Below are 16,039 nucleotides of genomic sequence, written 5' to 3' on the forward strand. Positions count from 1 at the left end.
CCCTTTACAGGGGTGGCCTTTCGCGTTTGACCAAATGCCCCTATCCTTGCGACCACAGCCAGAGCCTTGCGCGGAATCATCTTTGCGCATAGGAACAGATCCGGAACACAAAACAAGAACAAGGCAGGCGGGACGACATGCTCACATCCGTGGAACTCTGCGCAGGGGCTGGCGGCCAGGCCCTGGGTCTGGAACGCGCTGGCTTTGATCACACCGCATTGGTGGAAATCGACAAGCATTGCTGCGCCACCCTACGCCACAACCGCCCCGACTGGAACGTGCTCGAAGAGGACGTGCGCCTCTTCAAGGAGGAGGCTGCGGCCTATAAAGGCATCGACCTGCTAGCTGGCGGACTGCCCTGCCCGCCGTTTTCGGTTGCCGGAAAGCAGCTTGGCGAAAAGGACGAGCGTAATCTCTTTGATGATGCCATCCATATTGTTGACTCGACCCGCCCCCGCGCGGTGATGATCGAAAACGTGCGCGGCTTTCTGGATGCGGCTTTTCACGACTACCGCGAGAAATTGAAAAAGCAGCTCTCCAAACTCGGATACGAGACCGACTGGCGTCTGCTGAATGCGTCGGACTACGGCGTGCCGCAACTGCGTCCCCGGGTGGCGATCATCGCCCTGCGCCGCGAATTCGCCGGGGATTTTTCCTGGCCAGAACCGCTGCCCTATAATCCGCCCACCGTTGGGGAAACCCTGATTGATCTGATGAAAGCACGCGGCTGGCGCGGCGCCGAAGACTGGGCAGCACAGGCAGATGAGATTGCGCCAACCATCGTTGGCGGCTCAAAGAAACACGGCGGCCCCGATCTGGGCCCAACCCGTTCCCGCCGCGCCTGGGCCTCACTGGGGGTCGAAGGGCGCACCATCGCCTATGAAGCACCAGATCCCTTTCACAACGACATGCCGCGTCTGACCGTGCGCATGGTGGCCCGCATTCAGGGATTTCCCGATGCCTGGCATTTCACCGGCGCCAAGACCAATGCCTATCGCCAGGTCGGCAATGCCTTCCCGCCGCCAGTAGCCGAAGCCGTGGCACGGCAGCTGAAGGTTGCCATCGCAAAACCCCGGCTCCATGCTGTGCGCGCCTGACCGCCACCGCATGCCACTGCTGAGGCGGCGATGAAGCAAAAGCTCCCTGACAGTCTAATTCTGCCCGGTCACCCGGATTTCGAGCTGCTCAGCCAGCTTGCCAGCGAGATCACCGCCCGCGCAGGCGGCGCCCTGACGCTGGAGGACAGTTTTCCCGCGATGCTGCGGCGCTGCATTGACGATGTGATCATGACGCCCAAAACCGGTCGGCGCGCCTATGAAGAGCTGGAAAAGACCGAAAAGACCTATATCGGCACCCGTGTCGAGATCGAGCTACGCGCCCTGCTGCGCCTGCCCCGTGGGCGGCTGGATACCGAAATCCTGGGCCGCGACGTCGATATCAAAAACACCATGGGCAGCAATTGGATGATCCCTACCGAAGCGCTGGAGCAGCCCTGTCTGCTGGTCGCCGCCGATGAGGCCCGCGCGCGCTGCTACCTTGGTCTGATCGTGGCGCGCCCCGAATACCTCACCCAGGGAAAGAACAAGGATGGCAAAGGCTCGATCTCCGCCGCGGGCTTTGGGCATATCCTCTGGCTGCTGTGCGATCACCCCTATCCGGCCAATTTCTGGCGCTGTCAGGAGCCTGACATCGTTGCAGAAATCTTTTCTGGCGACACAGGGAATGTCCGCATGGCCAACCTGTTTCGCCGCATCCAGAACACCCCGATTGCCCGCGATGTGGTCGAAGCGGTGGCGCAGCAAAAAGACTTTATGCGCCGGATCCGCGCCGACAAGGGGCGCGGCACCCGGGATCATCTGGAACGCGAAGGCATCCTGCTGCTGTCCGGCCAATATGACAGCCAGTTGATCAAGGCGCTTGAGCTGCCAAACTGCACCGGGTCAGAATTCATTTCCTGCCGTCCAGCCAGCGAAACAGCCCAGCGTATGGCAGCGCAAGCAGGCTTTACCCTGCCAACACTTGACTGTTGAACGCAGAGAAAGGCCAGTGGTGATCGACGAGAAAGAAAACCCGGCACAAGGGCATTTTTCCACTTGCGGCCCTCTGCCTGATTGCCTAGATACCGCTTCACCAAATGCAGCGCGGGCGTAGCTCAGGGGTAGAGCATAACCTTGCCAAGGTTAGGGTCGGGCGTTCGAATCGCCTCGCCCGCTCCATTTGGAACCAGAACAGGCCGCTTGATGCGCATCGCATCGGCGGTCTTTTTCGTTTTACATTTCACAAATTCAATCTGTTATCCTTGGGATGAAAATCTGAGGCCAACACGCATTTTACACTTGCAGCCCCGCCCGCCATTGCCTAAACACCGCTTCACCAAATGCAGCGCGGGCGTAGCTCAGGGGTAGAGCATAACCTTGCCAAGGTTAGGGTCGGGCGTTCGAATCGCCTCGCCCGCTCCATTTGGAACCAGAACAAGGCGGTTGGTTCGAACCGCCACGACGGGCCTTTTTCGTTTGAAATCGGCACCATACTTCAGATCGGTGTTTTTTGATCAAATTCCTTTGACCTCCTTTGCAAAACAGGACAATGCTTGCCCAAAGGCGCACGGTTTCAGGCCCGCGTCCGGTGATCGTCTCTGCCATGCACATTATGCATGCGCAGCCCACAAGGAGGAGCTCCAATCATGGCCCCAGTCATCTACCCAACCACCAACCTCACCGCCACCGAGCAGATGTGCATCGAGCGCGGCGAAGGCATCTATGTCTTTGACAGCGAAGGCAATAAATACATCGAGGGCCTGGCCGGTCTGTGGTGTACCTCGCTGGGCTATGACAACAAGGAGGTGATCAATGCGATCACCGATCAGCTGAACACGCTGCCGTTTTCCCATACCTTTGGCGGCAAGACCCACCGGCCGCTGATTGATCTGGCCGAAAAACTCGCCGCCATGGTGCCGGTTGAGGACGCCTATATCTTCTTTGGCAACTCCGGCTCGGACGCCAATGACAGCCACTACAAGATGCTGCGCTACTACTTCAACGCCATTGGCAAGCCGGAAAAGCGCAAGATCATCACCCGCGAACGCGGCTATCACGGTGTTACCGTTGCCGCAGGCTCGCTGACATCACTGCCTGCAAACCTTGCGCATTTTGATGCCCCGGTTGAGGCGCTGAGCATCCTGCGTACCGACGCGCCACATTACTACACTGGCCGCAAGGGCAACGAGACCGAGGCACAGTTTGTCGACCGCATCATCGACAATCTCGAACAGCAGATCCTGGCCGAAGACCCAGATACCATCGCCGCGATGATCATGGAGCCCATCACCGGCGCATCCGGCGTGATCGTGCCCCCAGACGGCTACTACGAGAAGCTGCAGGCGCTGCTGCGCAAGCATGGCATTCTGGTCTGGGCCGATGAGGTGATCACAGGATTTGGCCGCACCGGTGCGGATTTCGGCTGCACCACTATGGGTATCAAGCCGGACCTGATGACTTTTGCCAAGCAGCTGTCATCAGCCTATTTCCCAATCTCGGCAAGCGTCATTCCCGGCTGGATGTACCAGGAAATGGTCGCGCCCTCGAACGAGGTCGGTGTCTTTGGCCATGGTTACACCTATTCCGGCCACCCCGCCGCCTGTGCCGCCGCGTTGAAAACGCTGGAGATATACGAGCGTGACAACCTGTTTGAACACGCAGCAGAAGTCGGCGACCACATGCAGGCAGAGCTGCGCCGCATTTTCACCGACCACCCATTGGTGGGTGAAGTCCGCGGCAAGGGACTGATCGCCGCACTGGAGCTGGTGTCGAACAAGACAACCGGTGCCACCATTGCCGGGGGCAAAGGCGGTGCAGCCGCGGTCAAGGCCTGTCAGGACAATGGCGTCATTCTGCGGGCCGTCGCGGGCAATGCGCTCGCCTTTTGCCCACCACTGATCATCACCAAAGCAGAGGTGGATGATATGCTGGCGCGGGTAAAAATCGCCATTGATGCAAGCTACAAGAGCCTCAAGGCCGACGGCCTACTGGAAGGCTGAGCCACTCCCTACCTTTTCTCAAAAAGAAACGCCCCGGAACACTTCCGGGGCGTTTTTCAATTCTCCCTATCTGGGCGGGACAGGGGCAAATCCGGGGCGGGTCTGGGCCTCAAAACACCTTGAAGGTCATGGTGGTCAGCGAGCGCTCGATATTCGGGATCACCAGCAAATGATCATTGATGTATTTGCCCACATCCGCATCAGCCGGAATGTAGAGTTTCATCAGCAGGTCATATTCACCACTGGTGGAATAAAGCTCTGAATGGATTTCGCGCAGGGCGATCTCTTCGGCCACCTTGTAGGTGGTGCCGGGCTTGCAGCGGATCTGGATGAATACGCAGGTCGACATGGGCGTCCCCTTGGTCTTTTTGGGAGGAATGGTTTGGCCTAAGCTGACACGCGCCGCGCCCGGGCGCAATGGCCGCAGATCATCTCGGCAACAGCGCGGCCCGTTTGCGATGCAAGCCCCTTGAGCCAAGCCCCCTTACCGCCCTATAAGTGCCGCGCAGACAGCAAGGAATAGCCTCATGCGTAGCGCCAAGATCAGCCGCCAGACAGCCGAAACCGAAATCTCCGTCGAGATCAATCTCGATGGGTCTGGCTCTTATGACAACCAGACAGGGGTTGGCTTTTTCGATCACATGCTGGATCAGCTGGCGCGACACTCGCTGATCGATATGACCATTCGCGCCAAGGGCGACTATCACATCGATGATCACCACACCGTCGAAGACACCGGTATTGCCCTGGGTCAGGCCCTGACGCAGGCGCTTGGCGACAAAAAAGGCATCCGGCGCTATGGCGAATGCCACCTGCCAATGGATGACGCTCAGGTCCGCTGCGCACTGGACCTGTCGGCGCGCCCCTTTTTGGTATGGAACGTCGAGATCCCGACGCAAAAGATCGGCACATTTGATACCGAACTGGTGCGCGAGTTCTTCACCGCCTTGGCGACCCACGGCGGCATCACGCTGCATATCGACCAGCTGCATGGCTTCAACAGCCACCACATTGTCGAGGCCGCCTTTAAGGCCGTCGCCCGCGCCCTGCGTCTGGCCGTCGAGACTGATCCGCGCAAATCCGACGCCATCCCTTCAACCAAAGGGGCGCTTTAAGCGCCCCCTTCCGCCTGACCAGAAAAACGATCTCAGGCCGGTTCGCCCTCCGGCCTATTTCCTTTGCGCAGCAAGAACCATTCCGCCGCAAGCGCATTGGGCACCCAACAGATCCAGGATACCAGAACATAGCCCGCCTGCTCCCCCATAGTGGCAAAGAGCACAGGCAGATACAGCCGCAGTGTTACCGCGGCAAACGTGAGCGCCGCAGACCGGATCATCCAACGGCGATGATCAGCAATACGCCCCTGTATTGCACTCCAAATTCCCATCCCGGTAAAACCCAGCCAGAACACCGCCAGCAGACCAAACCCCCAGGCCGCCAGCGGACCTGAGTTAGAGCCAGCGGCCATCAACAGCCCACCAGTGCCAGACAACAGGATCGCCACACCATAGGCCCGCCCGATCCAACGGTGTCGCTGTGGATGGCGTTGTCGCAATCCCTGCCAGAACTGGAACGGCATTAATACCAGCGCTACAGGTGCAAGCCCGACATGAGCATAGAACCACACTGGCCGCGCCTCCAGATGATAGGCCACAAAGGGCATAGATACCTCCACCCCCAGCAGCAGAAACCGCCAAGAGGCCAGCGCAATCGCGATGCACAAAAGCCAAATGCAGGTGATCCGCATCTTTGTCAGAAGGTTGTGACTTGCCATACCCGTTCCTCGTCTTCCTGAAAACTTGACATTGTAAACTTTACATAGTCAAAATCGGATCTCCTTGACGCTGTCAAGTTTCTTGGATACTTGCAGATCAAATGACTGAACCCACAGATAAAAAGCCGCATCACCACGGTGACCTGCGTGCCGCACTGATCCAGAGCGGCATTGAGATTCTCACCGAATCCGGGTTGGAGTCGTTGACACTGCGCCGTTGCGCCGCCCGTGCGGGTGTTTCGCATGCCGCCCCGGCACATCATTTTGACGGGATCTCTGGCCTGCGCGGAGCCATCGCACAGGAAGGGTTTGACCGCTTCAGACAGGCGATGCTGGCCGCCCGCGCCACTGGAACGCAAACTCCGCAGGGACGCATCCTTTCCCTCTGCCGGGGCTATCTGGATTTCGCGGTAGAGAACCCAGCCCTGTTCGCCCTGATCTTCAGCTGTGGGCCGATGTCTCAGTTCGAGGACGACATGAATGCGGGGGATGCCAGCGCCTATGGGGTCTTGCGCGAAACCTGCGCGCCCTTTGTATCTGAAGGTACTGATCCCCGGATCGTTGAAACTCAGGTCTGGTCTCTGATCCACGGCTTCACCCATCTGTTTTTGGCAGGTACCTTTGGCCCTCCCGGTAACAGCTCAGACCATCACCCGCTTTTTGCCCCCGTGATGGCATTGCTGCGCGAAATCGGCAAAGATCCCGCGCCAAATTGACCTGCGCTGCTGCCCCGGGCTTGACCTTTGGCTGGTTTCAAGAGAGGTCAGGGACAGTTCCACAAGAAGGCGCCCGCCCATGCTGACTGCCATCATCGACTATGAATCCGGCAACCTCCATTCTGCCGAAAAGGCTTTTCAGCGCATGGCACAAGAGCTGGATGCCGGCGAAGTTGTGGTCACATCAGACGCCGACGTTGTTGCCCGGGCCGACCGGTTGGTGCTGCCCGGCGACGGTGCTTTTCCCGCCTGCGCCGCAGAGCTGCGCGGCCATAAAGGCATCTATGACGCCATGGTCGAAGCGGTGGAACAAAAGGGGCGCCCGTTTCTGGGGATCTGTGTCGGCATGCAGCTGATGGCAACCACAGGCCATGAATACCACGACACGCCAGGTTTGGACTGGGTCAAGGGAGATGTGGTCAAGATCACCCCCGGAGATCCCGCACTGAAGGTGCCGCATATGGGCTGGAACGATCTCGTTATCGACCACCCGCACCCGATCTTTGATGGGATAAAGACCGGCGATCACGTGTATTTTGTGCATTCCTACCATTTTCGCGTCAATGCCGACACCGAACGCCTGGCCCATGTGGACTACGCCGGTGATGTGACCGCAGTCATCGGACGCGACACCATGCTGGGCATGCAGTTTCACCCCGAGAAAAGCCAGGATGTCGGCCTGCGTATGATTGGCAATTTTCTAAACTGGACGCCCTAACAGCGCCAAATCCCGGCAGAATGTACAACAGAACGCAAAAGGGCATTCCTGCCGCTTTCATCTTGCTACAAATAGTCAAATACCGACCGCGCCAAATCCACTGCCCTTCGCGTTCTGCCCCCGGCTCAGAACCCCCTGGTCAAGACAATCTGCGCAAGCTGACCGGCGCCACTCCATAGGCCTTGCGAAAAGCGCGCGTAAAGCCCTCGGGGGATGCATAGGAATAGCGCCGAGCCACCGCCTCGACCCGATCACCTCGCGCCAGATCCTGATGCGCCAGCGTTAAGCGCCAGCGCCGCAGATAGCCCATGGGTGTCTCTCCCACCTCGGCGGCAAAGAGATCGCAAAACCGCGAGAGCGACAGGCCCGCCTCAGCAGCCAGATCCGCGTTGGACCACAACCTGCCGGGATGATCATGCATCGCCACGATTGCGCGGCTCAGCCGGGGATCGGCCAGCCCCGCCAGCAGGCCCGGCTCGGTCGCCCCCTGTTCGATCTGTCCCCGCAACAGGCGCACCATCAGCACTTCGCCCAGACGATTGATGACCGATTGCGCACCACAGCGCCTGGCATGGCTTTCGGACAGCATCAGCTGCACAAGTTCCAGCGTGTCCCCTCCGGCGGTCAGGTCAAAATGCACCATCTGCGGCAAGGCCGCCATCAGCGGGTTGTGGCCCGCGGCCCATTCCACCCGCGCACTCAGCAGGGTTTCTTTTGCCGTGGCCGCAAAAGGGCCGCCATGCGGGTAAAATTTGAGACAGGTCGGCCCCGCCGCTTCTCCCAGCGCCACGAGATTGGCCTGGGAGGGCTCAGCCGGATGTACCGACAGCTGAAACCGTTCCATCAATGTCGTCAAACGATCCATCGGCGCTCTCCTCAGCAGGTTTCAGGATTTTAGGTTTGGTTTTCAGGTTTTTCAAGATTCAAAATCCTGCCACAAATTGGTCAACCGATATCCGAAGGAGCCAACCATGCTGATCCCCCGCCAAAAGACCCCCAACCTTGCCCTGCCCTTGCTGGGCGGCGGCCAATTTGATCTTGCCACCGAAGCCAGCAGCCGTGGCACTGTGATCTGCTTTTATCGCGGGTTGCACTGCCCGATCTGCGCCAACTACCTGACTGAACTGGAAAAGCGCGTCGCCGATTTCGCTGAACGTGGTGTCACCTGCATCGCAGTTTCTGCTGACGGAGAAGAGCGCACCCAGGCCATGGCAGACAAGATCAAAGCCAGTACGCTGCGTTTTGCCTATGATCTGCCGCTGGATGTGGCCAAATCCTGGGGCCTGTATATTTCCACCTCGCGCGGCACGACCTCCATCGGCATCGAGGAGCCCGCGCTGTTTTCCGAACCCGGCCTGTTCATGGTGACACCCGAGCAGACACTTTACTATGGCTCGACCCAGACCATGCCCTTTGTGCGACCACACTTCTCAGAGCTGGTCGGTGCTTTGGATTTTGCCATTGCCAATGACTACCCGGCACGTGGCGAATATACCGGCGCGGTATAACCCAGCCCGAATTCACGATCCCGCACACCACGCACGACTGCGGACACCCGGCCGCTGCTCCATATTTTCAGGGGCAGCGGCTTTTACGCTTTGTCTCCCAGTTCCGGGCACGTCCCCTGCCTGCGACCAATGGACAGAGGTCAGCTTTGCAGGCATAGAGAAGCTCCGACAAATCACAGGCCCGGCCCCACGCGTGCAGATCAGACTGGAAAAATTCGACTACAGCGATGGCCGACACCGCTATTGCGTGTTGTGCCTGAGCCAGACGTTGTTTGGGGAATGGTGCCTCGAGCAGGCCAAAGGCCCCATTGGCGCGGCTGGCGGTCAGCAACGGCGAGCCTATTTTCTGCATCACACCGAAGCCCTGCAAAGCTTTGAGACCCTACGCGACAAAGAGGTCAAGCGCGGCTTTGTGCCGATCCCTGTGCAATTGGGGCTGCTGTAGCTGCCCCAATCTGGGTTTCATCTGTGGGCGACCGACATCTCCGGGTGACAGGGTCAGTCCAACCTAGCTGCACCCGCTTTACTGCACCCGTGTCCAGGTTTGCTTTGAGCAGATAAGCCCTCCAGCCACACAGCCCCGCAGTGCCAGCGAGTTGCCATTCAGATCCATTTTGCCGGTGTAGATCTTGTCATTCGACGGCCGCCAGACTTCGCCGGTGTAATAGCCATCACCCTTGGCCACCATGTCGATCACCAGGGTCTTGCCGATATTGGGTGAAGCATATTCGCCGGCACCATTAAAGGTCCGGGCGATTTTACCGCAGATGGCCGCGCCACAGGGTGCCATCTTGATATGCGCATAAGAGCCATCATCCGGCTGCGTCTTCCAGGTGCCCAGCACAGGGTCTGCCAGCGCAGCCCCCGCCAGACTGAGAGCGGTCAAAGTTACGGCCATAAAGGTTTTCATTTCAGGTCCTCCCGTTTGGTGTTTTGTTTTCCACACAGTGACGCAGGCACTCCTTTTCAGGCAAGGTTGACTTTGGGTCGCGTTGCATTTCACGCCCGCCTTGTGCAAAACATCGCTCAACTGCTTTGGCCGCCTTTCCTGGTCAAAGCGAGATGACATACCCGCCCTGACGGGTACAGATGCAAAGGCAGCGCAAATGATCCTCTACCCCGCAATCGATCTCAAGGATGGCCAGGCCGTGCGTCTGCTGCATGGCGACATGGACAAGACCACCGTGTTCAACGACAATCCGGCCGCTCAGGCGCTGGAATTTGTCGCGGCTGGCTGCGACTGGCTGCATCTGGTCGATCTGAACGGCGCCTTTGCGGGCGAACCCGTCAATGCCGCACCAGTCGAGGAAATCCTGAAACAGTGCAAGGTGCCTGCGCAGCTCGGCGGTGGCATCCGCGATATGAAAACCATCGCAAACTGGATCGAAAAGGGTCTCGCGCGGGTGATCCTAGGCACGGTTGCGGTGGAAAATCCCGATCTGGTGCGCGAAGCCGCCCGCGAATTCCCCGGCAAGGTCGCCGTCGGCATCGACGCCCGCAATGGCCGCGTCGCCACCAAGGGCTGGGCGGAAGAGACCGATGTCATGGTTACTGATCTGGCCAAATCATTCGAGGACGCAGGTGTTGCCGCCATTATCTACACCGACATCATGCGCGACGGTGCCATGAAGGGCCCCAATGTGTCGGCCACTGCCGATCTGGCCAATGCGGTCTCGATTCCGGTCATTGCTTCCGGTGGTGTCTCGTCGCTGGACGACCTGCGGGCGCTGAAATCCTGCGGCGCGCCACTGAATGGTGCCATTTCCGGCCGGGCACTTTATGATGGCGCCATTGATCTCGCCGAAGCGCTTGCTGTGCTGAAAGGCTGATACCATGACCCGGGTGCATGCCACGGAACTGCCGCGCTCTAGCCTGCTGTATCAGCAGCCTGCAGGCATCCGCCCGGGGGATTTCATGGATTGCTACGCCAAGCCCTGCGATCTGCCGCCGGAAGAGGCCGCCGAACGCGCCTTTCGCTTTCCGGCCTGGGTCTCTACTCTGATGCGGCTGCGCAACCTACTGGTTGCCCCTTTCGGGCTGAACACCCAGGTCATAACACCCGACCGGGTCGGGTTTTTTCCGCTTGTGACCCGCTCAGATGATGAGCTGATCCTGGGGCTGGATGACAGCCATCTGGATTTTCGCATCTCGGTGTTGAAACAGGACGGCCAAATCTATTTCGCCACCTGGGTACGCACCAAGAACCGATTTGGCAGGCTCTATCTGCGCGCAATCATGCCCTTTCACATCCTCATCGTGCGCAACGCGGTAAAACGCGCATGATTAACCGAATTTTCCTTCTCTTCACTCTGGGTCCGGTGCTGCTCTGGCTGCTTTGTATCGCTGTGGTGCTGTTTCTGGGCAATGTCATTGGCTGCACCATCCACGAAGGCTTTGCCAACCCCTGCAACCTCTTGGGGATGGATCTGGCCGATACCGCCTATAGCATGGGCGTTTTTGCAGCCTGGGGGCCGCTTCTCTTTGGCCCAGTGGTGGTTGGTGCTGGCATTTTATGGATCCTCGTGGCATTGATCCGCTCGATCCGAAAAAGGAAATCATGACGTGTTGAAGACCCGTATCATCCCCTGCCTCGACGTGGCCGATGGCCGTGTCGTCAAAGGCGTCAATTTTGTGGGCCTGCGGGATGCCGGCGACCCGGTTGAATCCGCCAAGGCCTATGACGCGGCTGGGGCGGATGAAATCTGCTTTCTCGACATTCACGCCACGCATGAAAACCGCGGCACCATGTTCGATGTGGTGCGCCGCACCGCCGAACAATGCTTTGTCCCGCTCACCGTGGGCGGTGGCGTGCGCACCAAGGAAGACGTGCGCGCCTTGTTGCTGGCCGGGGCCGACAAGGTCTCGTTCAACTCTGCTGCCGTAGCCAACCCGGATGTCATCGCCGAGGCCGCAGATCAGTTTGGCAGCCAGTGCATTGTCTGCGCCATCGACGCCAAAACGGTCGCCCCTGGCAAGTGGGAGATCTTTACCCATGGCGGGCGTCGCGAAACCGGCATCGACGCGGTGGAGTTTGCCCGCACGGTTGTGGCCAAAGGTGCGGGGGAAATCCTGCTGACCTCGATGGATCGTGACGGCACCAAATCAGGCTTTAACCTGCCACTGACCCGCGCCATCTCGGATGCGGTTCATGTCCCGGTGATCGCCTCGGGCGGGGTTGGCACTCTGGATCACCTGGTCGAGGGCGTCACCAAAGGCGGCGCCAGCGCTGTTCTTGCCGCGTCGATCTTTCACTTTGGCGAATTCACCATCCAGGAGGCCAAGGAACACATGGCCGCCGCAGGCATTCCAATGAGACTGACATGAGCATTCTACACGACCTCGAAGCCACCATCATCGACCGCAAAACAGCGGATCCCAAAAGCAGCTGGACCGCAAAACTGCTGGCAAAGGGACCGGAAAAATGCGCTGAAAAATTCGGCGAGGAAGCCATTGAGGCCATCATCGAAGCCGTCAAAGGCGACCGGGTCAAACTTGCCTCCGAAGGCGCTGATGCGCTCTATCACTTTCTGGTTATGCTGGCGGCCCGCAACGTTGCCCTTGATGATGTATTGGCCGAACTTGCCAAACGCCAAAGCATGAGCGGTCTCGACGAAAAAGCGGCCCGTACCAAGAGCTAGCCACTGGCTGCAAAGTAGGCTGCAACGGGTGTGCGACTTTTTTCCGCCTCCCAGCCTGCTTTCCTAGGACACCCCTTTCGTCTTTTCGTCTCCCCCCTTTACGTCTTCCTGCTGGGTCAAGAGCCGCCATCCGGCGGCCGCGCCACTGGCGCGGTTTACCCTTGAGGCAGAAATGCAGCCATAATTGAACTGGCGTCTGCAAGGGGCAGATCTGCCCCTTGCAGACGCCTCTCAGCAGCCTTTCTTTGCCGGGCCGCAGGCCCGGCTGGGCCCAACGGGAGGTCTGCATTTCAAATGCAGCACCGACGGGCGGGAGCCGCTACGTTTCCGGTCTTTATAGCTTTGAAGAAATGATGCCGGTGGCAAAACCGCCCATACGCAGCTCTCCAAACAGGCGCTGGTATTCGATTTTAGGACACCGGTCCTGGATCACCGTCACCCCACGCGCATCCGCCTTGGCGGCGGCCTCTGCATGGGTCACACCGATCTGCATCCAGATACACTTCAGCGATGGGAACACTTCCAAGGCCTCGTCCACGATCTCCGGCACCGCCTCAGAGCGGCGAAAGATATCTACCATATCCACCGGGACATCGATCGCCGTGAGGCTGGGCTGGATCACCTCACCAAACAGGCGTTTGCCAGCATGGCCGGGATTGACCGGTATCACCCTGTATCCCTTCAGGCCTAGATAGCGCGCCACGTAATAACTGGGGCGAACAGGATTCATCGACACGCCAACAACCGCAATCGTACGATTGTCCTGCAAAACGGATTTCAAATGGCCATCACTATAGTCTGTCATGATCAAGTCCTACCCTGTCAAAGGGCCATCGCCTAGACCAAAGACGTCACCGTATAGAGCCGATCCGTCGTCGAAGAAGCACGCAGAAAAAAACGCCCGGAACGCGGGGTCCGGGCGCTAGGTGTGGAACGAGGGACAGTGAAAAGATCTGCGGTGGTTCCATTCCGCAGTCCCTATGGATGTAGGGATGCAACAGTGAATAAAAAGATGTCATCGCATCTTTGTGAGCAAAAATTCGGGCAAACGCCCGGATTCGTCGATTTAATCGCGCAGCACGGCTGGCCAATTGGCCCGAGCCCCCTGCATCAACTGCTCCGCCTCGCCCTGCCAGATCCCCTGCACCGAGGCATTGTTCAGCAAAAGTAGTTCGCCCCCGTCAATCACCCAAAGCTGTGGATTCCCCGGCGCCAGATAGCCCTGCGACATGGCATAGGCGCAATAGCCGCCAAAAACAGGCGCATAGGCACGCGGGTTGGCTTCAAAACGGGCCTGATTGGCGGATGAGGCAAAATGCCAGACAACGCCCTTCCACATCAGGGCGTGTTTGGCACTGCCGCTGACCGCATGTTGGTCTTCGAAAAAGGCCACCACATCATAGCCGCCAAGCGCGATTCCATCGCGGGCGGAGAATATGGGGGTGTCAGCCCGCGCCGCAGATGGGGCGGAAATCGCGCCCACAAAAAGCGTGGCCACAGTCAAAGCAGCGATAAACAGGCGCAAAAACAATTGAGCCTCCGAGAGTGAGTTTCAGAACAAGGATCAATCTGACCCAGATAGGACGTTTTGCAAAGCCGCCTTACAGAGTTGTGATCATCTCGTGAATATGACCCTGCGCCACACCTGACCCAAAATCATAATGCGCTAGGCCGGACCACCATACGGAACCACTAGGCCGCGCCGTTTTCCAGCGTCAGTCGAAGATATCTTCCACAAGATCCACCGCTTCCGACACCAGCTTACGAAACAGGCTTTTGCGTTTTTTGCGCGGCTTTGTCTTGCCGGGCTTTGATTTCGTCTCAAAACCGTTTGGGCCCGCGTGACTTTCCTTGTAGCTGCTTTTGCGTTTTTTGGACTTCCCCTTCGCTTTGCCGGGTCCGGCATTTTTGGCGGAAGGACGCGGCAATGCCGCTCCTTTTCCAGGGGACAGCGGGCGGGCCTTTTGCACCGAGAGAGGAGCGCCGCAGGTACCGCAGACCAGCGTAGAAACTTGGACACCGCCTTGGACAGAATAGCGGCCTGACTTGCGCGATGTGCCGCCTCTGCCCTGCTGGTCGCCTGCGGGAAGAAAGGTTGACTGTACACCGCAGTAGCAACAGCTGAGGATCTTACCGCCGGTGATGCTGCAATGTGTCATGCCTGCCCTCGCTCTTTATGCCGCCTGTAGAGCCGCCGCTATGACCGCTCCATAGAGGCATATAGGGCAATAGCCGCCGCATTTGAGACGTTCAGAGAGCCAAAACCACCGGCTGCGTCAATTTTCACCAGATGATCGACGGTTTCTTTGGTTTTCTGCCGCAGCCCCGGACCTTCGGCGCCCAGAACCAGTGCCACGGGCAGATCCTTGCGCCCCTCAAGACAGCTCTCGATGGTGTCTTCCGCTTCGCCATCCAGTCCCAGCACCACATAACCCATATTCTGTAGCTCGGTGATGGTATCGGCCAGATTTCGCATCCGCAGATAGGGCTGACGCTCCAAGGCTCCGGAGGCCGTTTTTGCCAGCGCCCCGGTTTCCGGTGCGGAATGGTGCCGGGTGCCGATCACCGCGCTGGCCCCCAGCACTTCGGCTGAGCGCAGAATGGCGCCGACATTATGCGGATCCGTCACCCGGTCGAGCAGAATGACCCGCGGCACCTCGGCACCGATGCAATTTTCCGACAAGGACCCCCAGTTTAGCGGCTTGACCTCCAGAGCGGCGCCCTGATGCACAGAATTGGGATCAAGCGGCGCGTTGAATTTGCGCGGCTCCACCAATTCAGGCGTCATTTCGGCTGCAGCGATCGCCTCTTCCAGCTTGTTCTGCGCATTCAAGGTTACGATCAGACGCAGTTTTTCCCGTTTTGGGTTCATCAGCGCGTCGCGCACCGCATGAAGACCAAACAGCCAGACAGTCTCACCGCCTCCGGCCTTTTTGGTCTGCTCCTTTTCAATCACCCACTGGGGCTTTTTGGTGGGTTTCTTGGACATAGATCTCTCCAGCAAAAGGAATTTCAGGTTCGGGCAAAAAACTTGCGTTTTTTCTGTTGACGCCCCCTGGGTGCGCTAGTAATCACGCCCTCACAGCAGGTCAACAGCGACTTGCTAGTGGGCGACAGGCCGCAAGGTGTGGCAGGGGACTGTAACTCCCTCGCGGAGACGCACGCCTGGTTCGATTCCAGGGTCGCCCACCACTTCTTCTATTTGTTCAATAAAATCAAGGAAGTGGTGGACCGCAGCAGGTTCATCGGGGTCATTGAGTTTCAATGGGTTACATTGAAAGTGTACCGCACTTTTCTCATCACTCCCACTTCTCAACTTTAGCCCGACCCGAGGGCGGCCTGCATAGAATTATCAAACCAGCAGGGGTAGTATACTCGGAATTCCTTGACACTTCTGGTGCAGCTCTGGTGCAGCAGGCGGAATAACGCATTTTGTCGATGGCCAAACCAACTGGCACCTGGTCGCCCTGCTTTTTGAAGATTTCAGAGACCCAAACAGAATCGGCGTGGCCGCAATTGCACATCATATAGAGCTTGTGCTGATTGATAACTGAGAGCGGCTTTGTTGCACAAATCGGGTGAGGGATTCATTTCGTGAATCCAGCATGGTAGCTGGAGTATATGAGCAGTTGGGCCCCTACGAAGTACA

At 58.5% G+C, this 16,039-nt stretch carries 20 protein-coding genes and 3 tRNA genes; 16 read left to right on the plus strand and 7 right to left on the minus strand.

The features are described from left to right. Positions 1–137 precede the first annotated feature (137 nt). The 5 genes from PH5382_RS01820 (at position 138) to PH5382_RS01840 (ending at position 4,036) form a co-directional block, all read left to right on the plus strand. Positions 138–1,097, plus strand: a complete 960-nt coding sequence (locus PH5382_RS01820) for a DNA cytosine methyltransferase (RefSeq protein WP_058332616.1) — start codon at positions 138–140, stop codon at positions 1,095–1,097. A 30-nt stretch (positions 1,098–1,127) separates the two neighbouring features. Continuing rightward, positions 1,128–2,030 (plus strand): NaeI family type II restriction endonuclease, encoded by a 903-nt coding sequence (locus tag PH5382_RS01825; RefSeq protein ID WP_058332617.1) that lies wholly within the window; start codon positions 1,128–1,130, stop codon positions 2,028–2,030. Positions 2,031–2,141: 111 nt separating this feature from the next. Next, a tRNA-Gly gene (locus PH5382_RS01830) sits at positions 2,142–2,216 on the plus strand. 168 nt (positions 2,217–2,384) lie between these two features. Beyond that, a tRNA-Gly gene (locus PH5382_RS01835) sits at positions 2,385–2,459 on the plus strand. A gap of 224 nt (positions 2,460–2,683) precedes the next feature. Beyond that, a complete protein-coding gene (locus tag PH5382_RS01840; RefSeq protein WP_058332618.1) occupies positions 2,684–4,036 on the plus strand; it encodes an aminotransferase in 1,353 nt (450 codons plus the stop codon). A gap of 109 nt (positions 4,037–4,145) precedes the next feature. On the opposite strand, the gene PH5382_RS01845 is transcribed toward PH5382_RS01840, so the two are convergent. Continuing rightward, positions 4,146–4,385, minus strand: a complete 240-nt coding sequence (locus PH5382_RS01845) for an Lrp/AsnC family transcriptional regulator (RefSeq protein WP_058332619.1) — start codon at positions 4,383–4,385, stop codon at positions 4,146–4,148. A 178-nt stretch (positions 4,386–4,563) separates the two neighbouring features. On the opposite strand from PH5382_RS01845, the gene hisB reads away from it, so the two are divergent. Further along, positions 4,564–5,151: an imidazoleglycerol-phosphate dehydratase HisB gene (gene hisB / locus PH5382_RS01850; protein WP_058332620.1), complete on the plus strand. Its 588-nt coding sequence runs from the start codon at positions 4,564–4,566 to the stop codon at positions 5,149–5,151. A gap of 32 nt (positions 5,152–5,183) precedes the next feature. On the opposite strand, the gene PH5382_RS01855 is transcribed toward hisB, so the two are convergent. Further along, the gene (locus tag PH5382_RS01855) at positions 5,184–5,810 is read right to left on the minus strand and encodes a DUF2306 domain-containing protein (protein ID WP_058332621.1); all 627 of its coding nucleotides are present in this window, start codon (positions 5,808–5,810) and stop codon (positions 5,184–5,186) included. A 101-nt stretch (positions 5,811–5,911) separates the two neighbouring features. Here PH5382_RS01855 and PH5382_RS01860 point away from each other — a divergent pair, with 101 nt between their 5' ends. Then, the gene (locus PH5382_RS01860; RefSeq protein ID WP_058332622.1) at positions 5,912–6,526 is read left to right on the plus strand and encodes a TetR/AcrR family transcriptional regulator; all 615 of its coding nucleotides are present in this window, start codon (positions 5,912–5,914) and stop codon (positions 6,524–6,526) included. Between the two features lie 79 nt (positions 6,527–6,605). Continuing rightward, positions 6,606–7,244 (plus strand): imidazole glycerol phosphate synthase subunit HisH, encoded by a 639-nt coding sequence (hisH, locus tag PH5382_RS01865; protein ID WP_058332623.1) that lies wholly within the window; start codon positions 6,606–6,608, stop codon positions 7,242–7,244. 139 nt (positions 7,245–7,383) lie between these two features. Here hisH and PH5382_RS01870 read toward each other — a convergent pair whose 3' ends face one another. After that, a complete protein-coding gene (locus PH5382_RS01870; protein ID WP_058332624.1) occupies positions 7,384–8,109 on the minus strand; it encodes a helix-turn-helix transcriptional regulator in 726 nt (241 codons plus the stop codon). 106 nt (positions 8,110–8,215) lie between these two features. Here PH5382_RS01870 and PH5382_RS01875 point away from each other — a divergent pair, with 106 nt between their 5' ends. Both PH5382_RS01875 and PH5382_RS01880 read left to right on the plus strand, forming a co-directional pair. After that, the gene (locus PH5382_RS01875) at positions 8,216–8,752 is read left to right on the plus strand and encodes a peroxiredoxin-like family protein (RefSeq protein ID WP_058332625.1); all 537 of its coding nucleotides are present in this window, start codon (positions 8,216–8,218) and stop codon (positions 8,750–8,752) included. A gap of 193 nt (positions 8,753–8,945) precedes the next feature. Further along, positions 8,946–9,197, plus strand: a complete 252-nt coding sequence (locus tag PH5382_RS01880; RefSeq protein WP_058332626.1) for a WGR domain-containing protein — start codon at positions 8,946–8,948, stop codon at positions 9,195–9,197. A 78-nt stretch (positions 9,198–9,275) separates the two neighbouring features. Here PH5382_RS01880 and PH5382_RS01885 read toward each other — a convergent pair whose 3' ends face one another. After that, positions 9,276–9,662, minus strand: a complete 387-nt coding sequence (locus PH5382_RS01885) for a DUF2147 domain-containing protein (RefSeq protein ID WP_058332627.1) — start codon at positions 9,660–9,662, stop codon at positions 9,276–9,278. 196 nt (positions 9,663–9,858) lie between these two features. Here PH5382_RS01885 and hisA point away from each other — a divergent pair, with 196 nt between their 5' ends. The 5 genes from hisA to PH5382_RS01910 are packed head-to-tail and all read left to right on the plus strand — an operon-like array spanning position 9,859 to position 12,390. Next, positions 9,859–10,581 (plus strand): 1-(5-phosphoribosyl)-5-[(5-phosphoribosylamino)methylideneamino]imidazole-4-carboxamide isomerase, encoded by a 723-nt coding sequence (hisA, locus tag PH5382_RS01890; protein WP_058332628.1) that lies wholly within the window; start codon positions 9,859–9,861, stop codon positions 10,579–10,581. A 4-nt stretch (positions 10,582–10,585) separates the two neighbouring features. Continuing rightward, positions 10,586–11,035 (plus strand): DUF2867 domain-containing protein, encoded by a 450-nt coding sequence (locus PH5382_RS01895; protein WP_058332629.1) that lies wholly within the window; start codon positions 10,586–10,588, stop codon positions 11,033–11,035. Beyond that, complete coding sequence (locus tag PH5382_RS01900) at positions 11,032–11,313, plus strand: hypothetical protein (protein ID WP_058332630.1); 282 nt, start codon at positions 11,032–11,034, stop codon at positions 11,311–11,313. Before PH5382_RS01895 ends, PH5382_RS01900 begins: the two co-directional genes overlap by 4 nt. A 1-nt stretch (position 11,314) precedes the next feature. Beyond that, positions 11,315–12,076: an imidazole glycerol phosphate synthase subunit HisF gene (gene hisF, locus PH5382_RS01905; RefSeq protein ID WP_058332631.1), complete on the plus strand. Its 762-nt coding sequence runs from the start codon at positions 11,315–11,317 to the stop codon at positions 12,074–12,076. Then, positions 12,073–12,390, plus strand: coding sequence for a phosphoribosyl-ATP diphosphatase (locus PH5382_RS01910; RefSeq protein ID WP_058332632.1), 318 nt, complete (start codon positions 12,073–12,075; stop codon positions 12,388–12,390). Before hisF ends, PH5382_RS01910 begins: the two co-directional genes overlap by 4 nt. A gap of 334 nt (positions 12,391–12,724) precedes the next feature. Here PH5382_RS01910 and PH5382_RS01915 read toward each other — a convergent pair whose 3' ends face one another. The 3 genes from PH5382_RS01915 to rlmB form a co-directional block, all read right to left on the minus strand. Further along, positions 12,725–13,195, minus strand: coding sequence for a CoA-binding protein (locus PH5382_RS01915; RefSeq protein WP_058332633.1), 471 nt, complete (start codon positions 13,193–13,195; stop codon positions 12,725–12,727). A 261-nt stretch (positions 13,196–13,456) separates the two neighbouring features. Then, positions 13,457–13,888, minus strand: coding sequence for a YHS domain-containing (seleno)protein (locus PH5382_RS01920; protein ID WP_231751769.1), 432 nt, complete (start codon positions 13,886–13,888; stop codon positions 13,457–13,459). Between the two features lie 699 nt (positions 13,889–14,587). Further along, on the minus strand, positions 14,588–15,379 hold the full coding sequence (gene rlmB, locus PH5382_RS01930) for a 23S rRNA (guanosine(2251)-2'-O)-methyltransferase RlmB (RefSeq protein WP_058332636.1): 792 nt from the start codon (positions 15,377–15,379) through the stop codon (positions 14,588–14,590). Positions 15,380–15,498: 119 nt separating this feature from the next. On the opposite strand from rlmB, the gene PH5382_RS19675 reads away from it, so the two are divergent. Next, a tRNA-Tyr gene (locus tag PH5382_RS19675) sits at positions 15,499–15,582 on the plus strand. The last annotated feature ends 457 nt before the right edge of the window (positions 15,583–16,039 follow it).

Origin of the sequence: Phaeobacter sp. CECT 5382 (assembly GCF_001457775.1) — a bacterium.
In the GTDB taxonomy this organism is placed as follows: domain Bacteria; phylum Pseudomonadota; class Alphaproteobacteria; order Rhodobacterales; family Rhodobacteraceae; genus Pseudophaeobacter.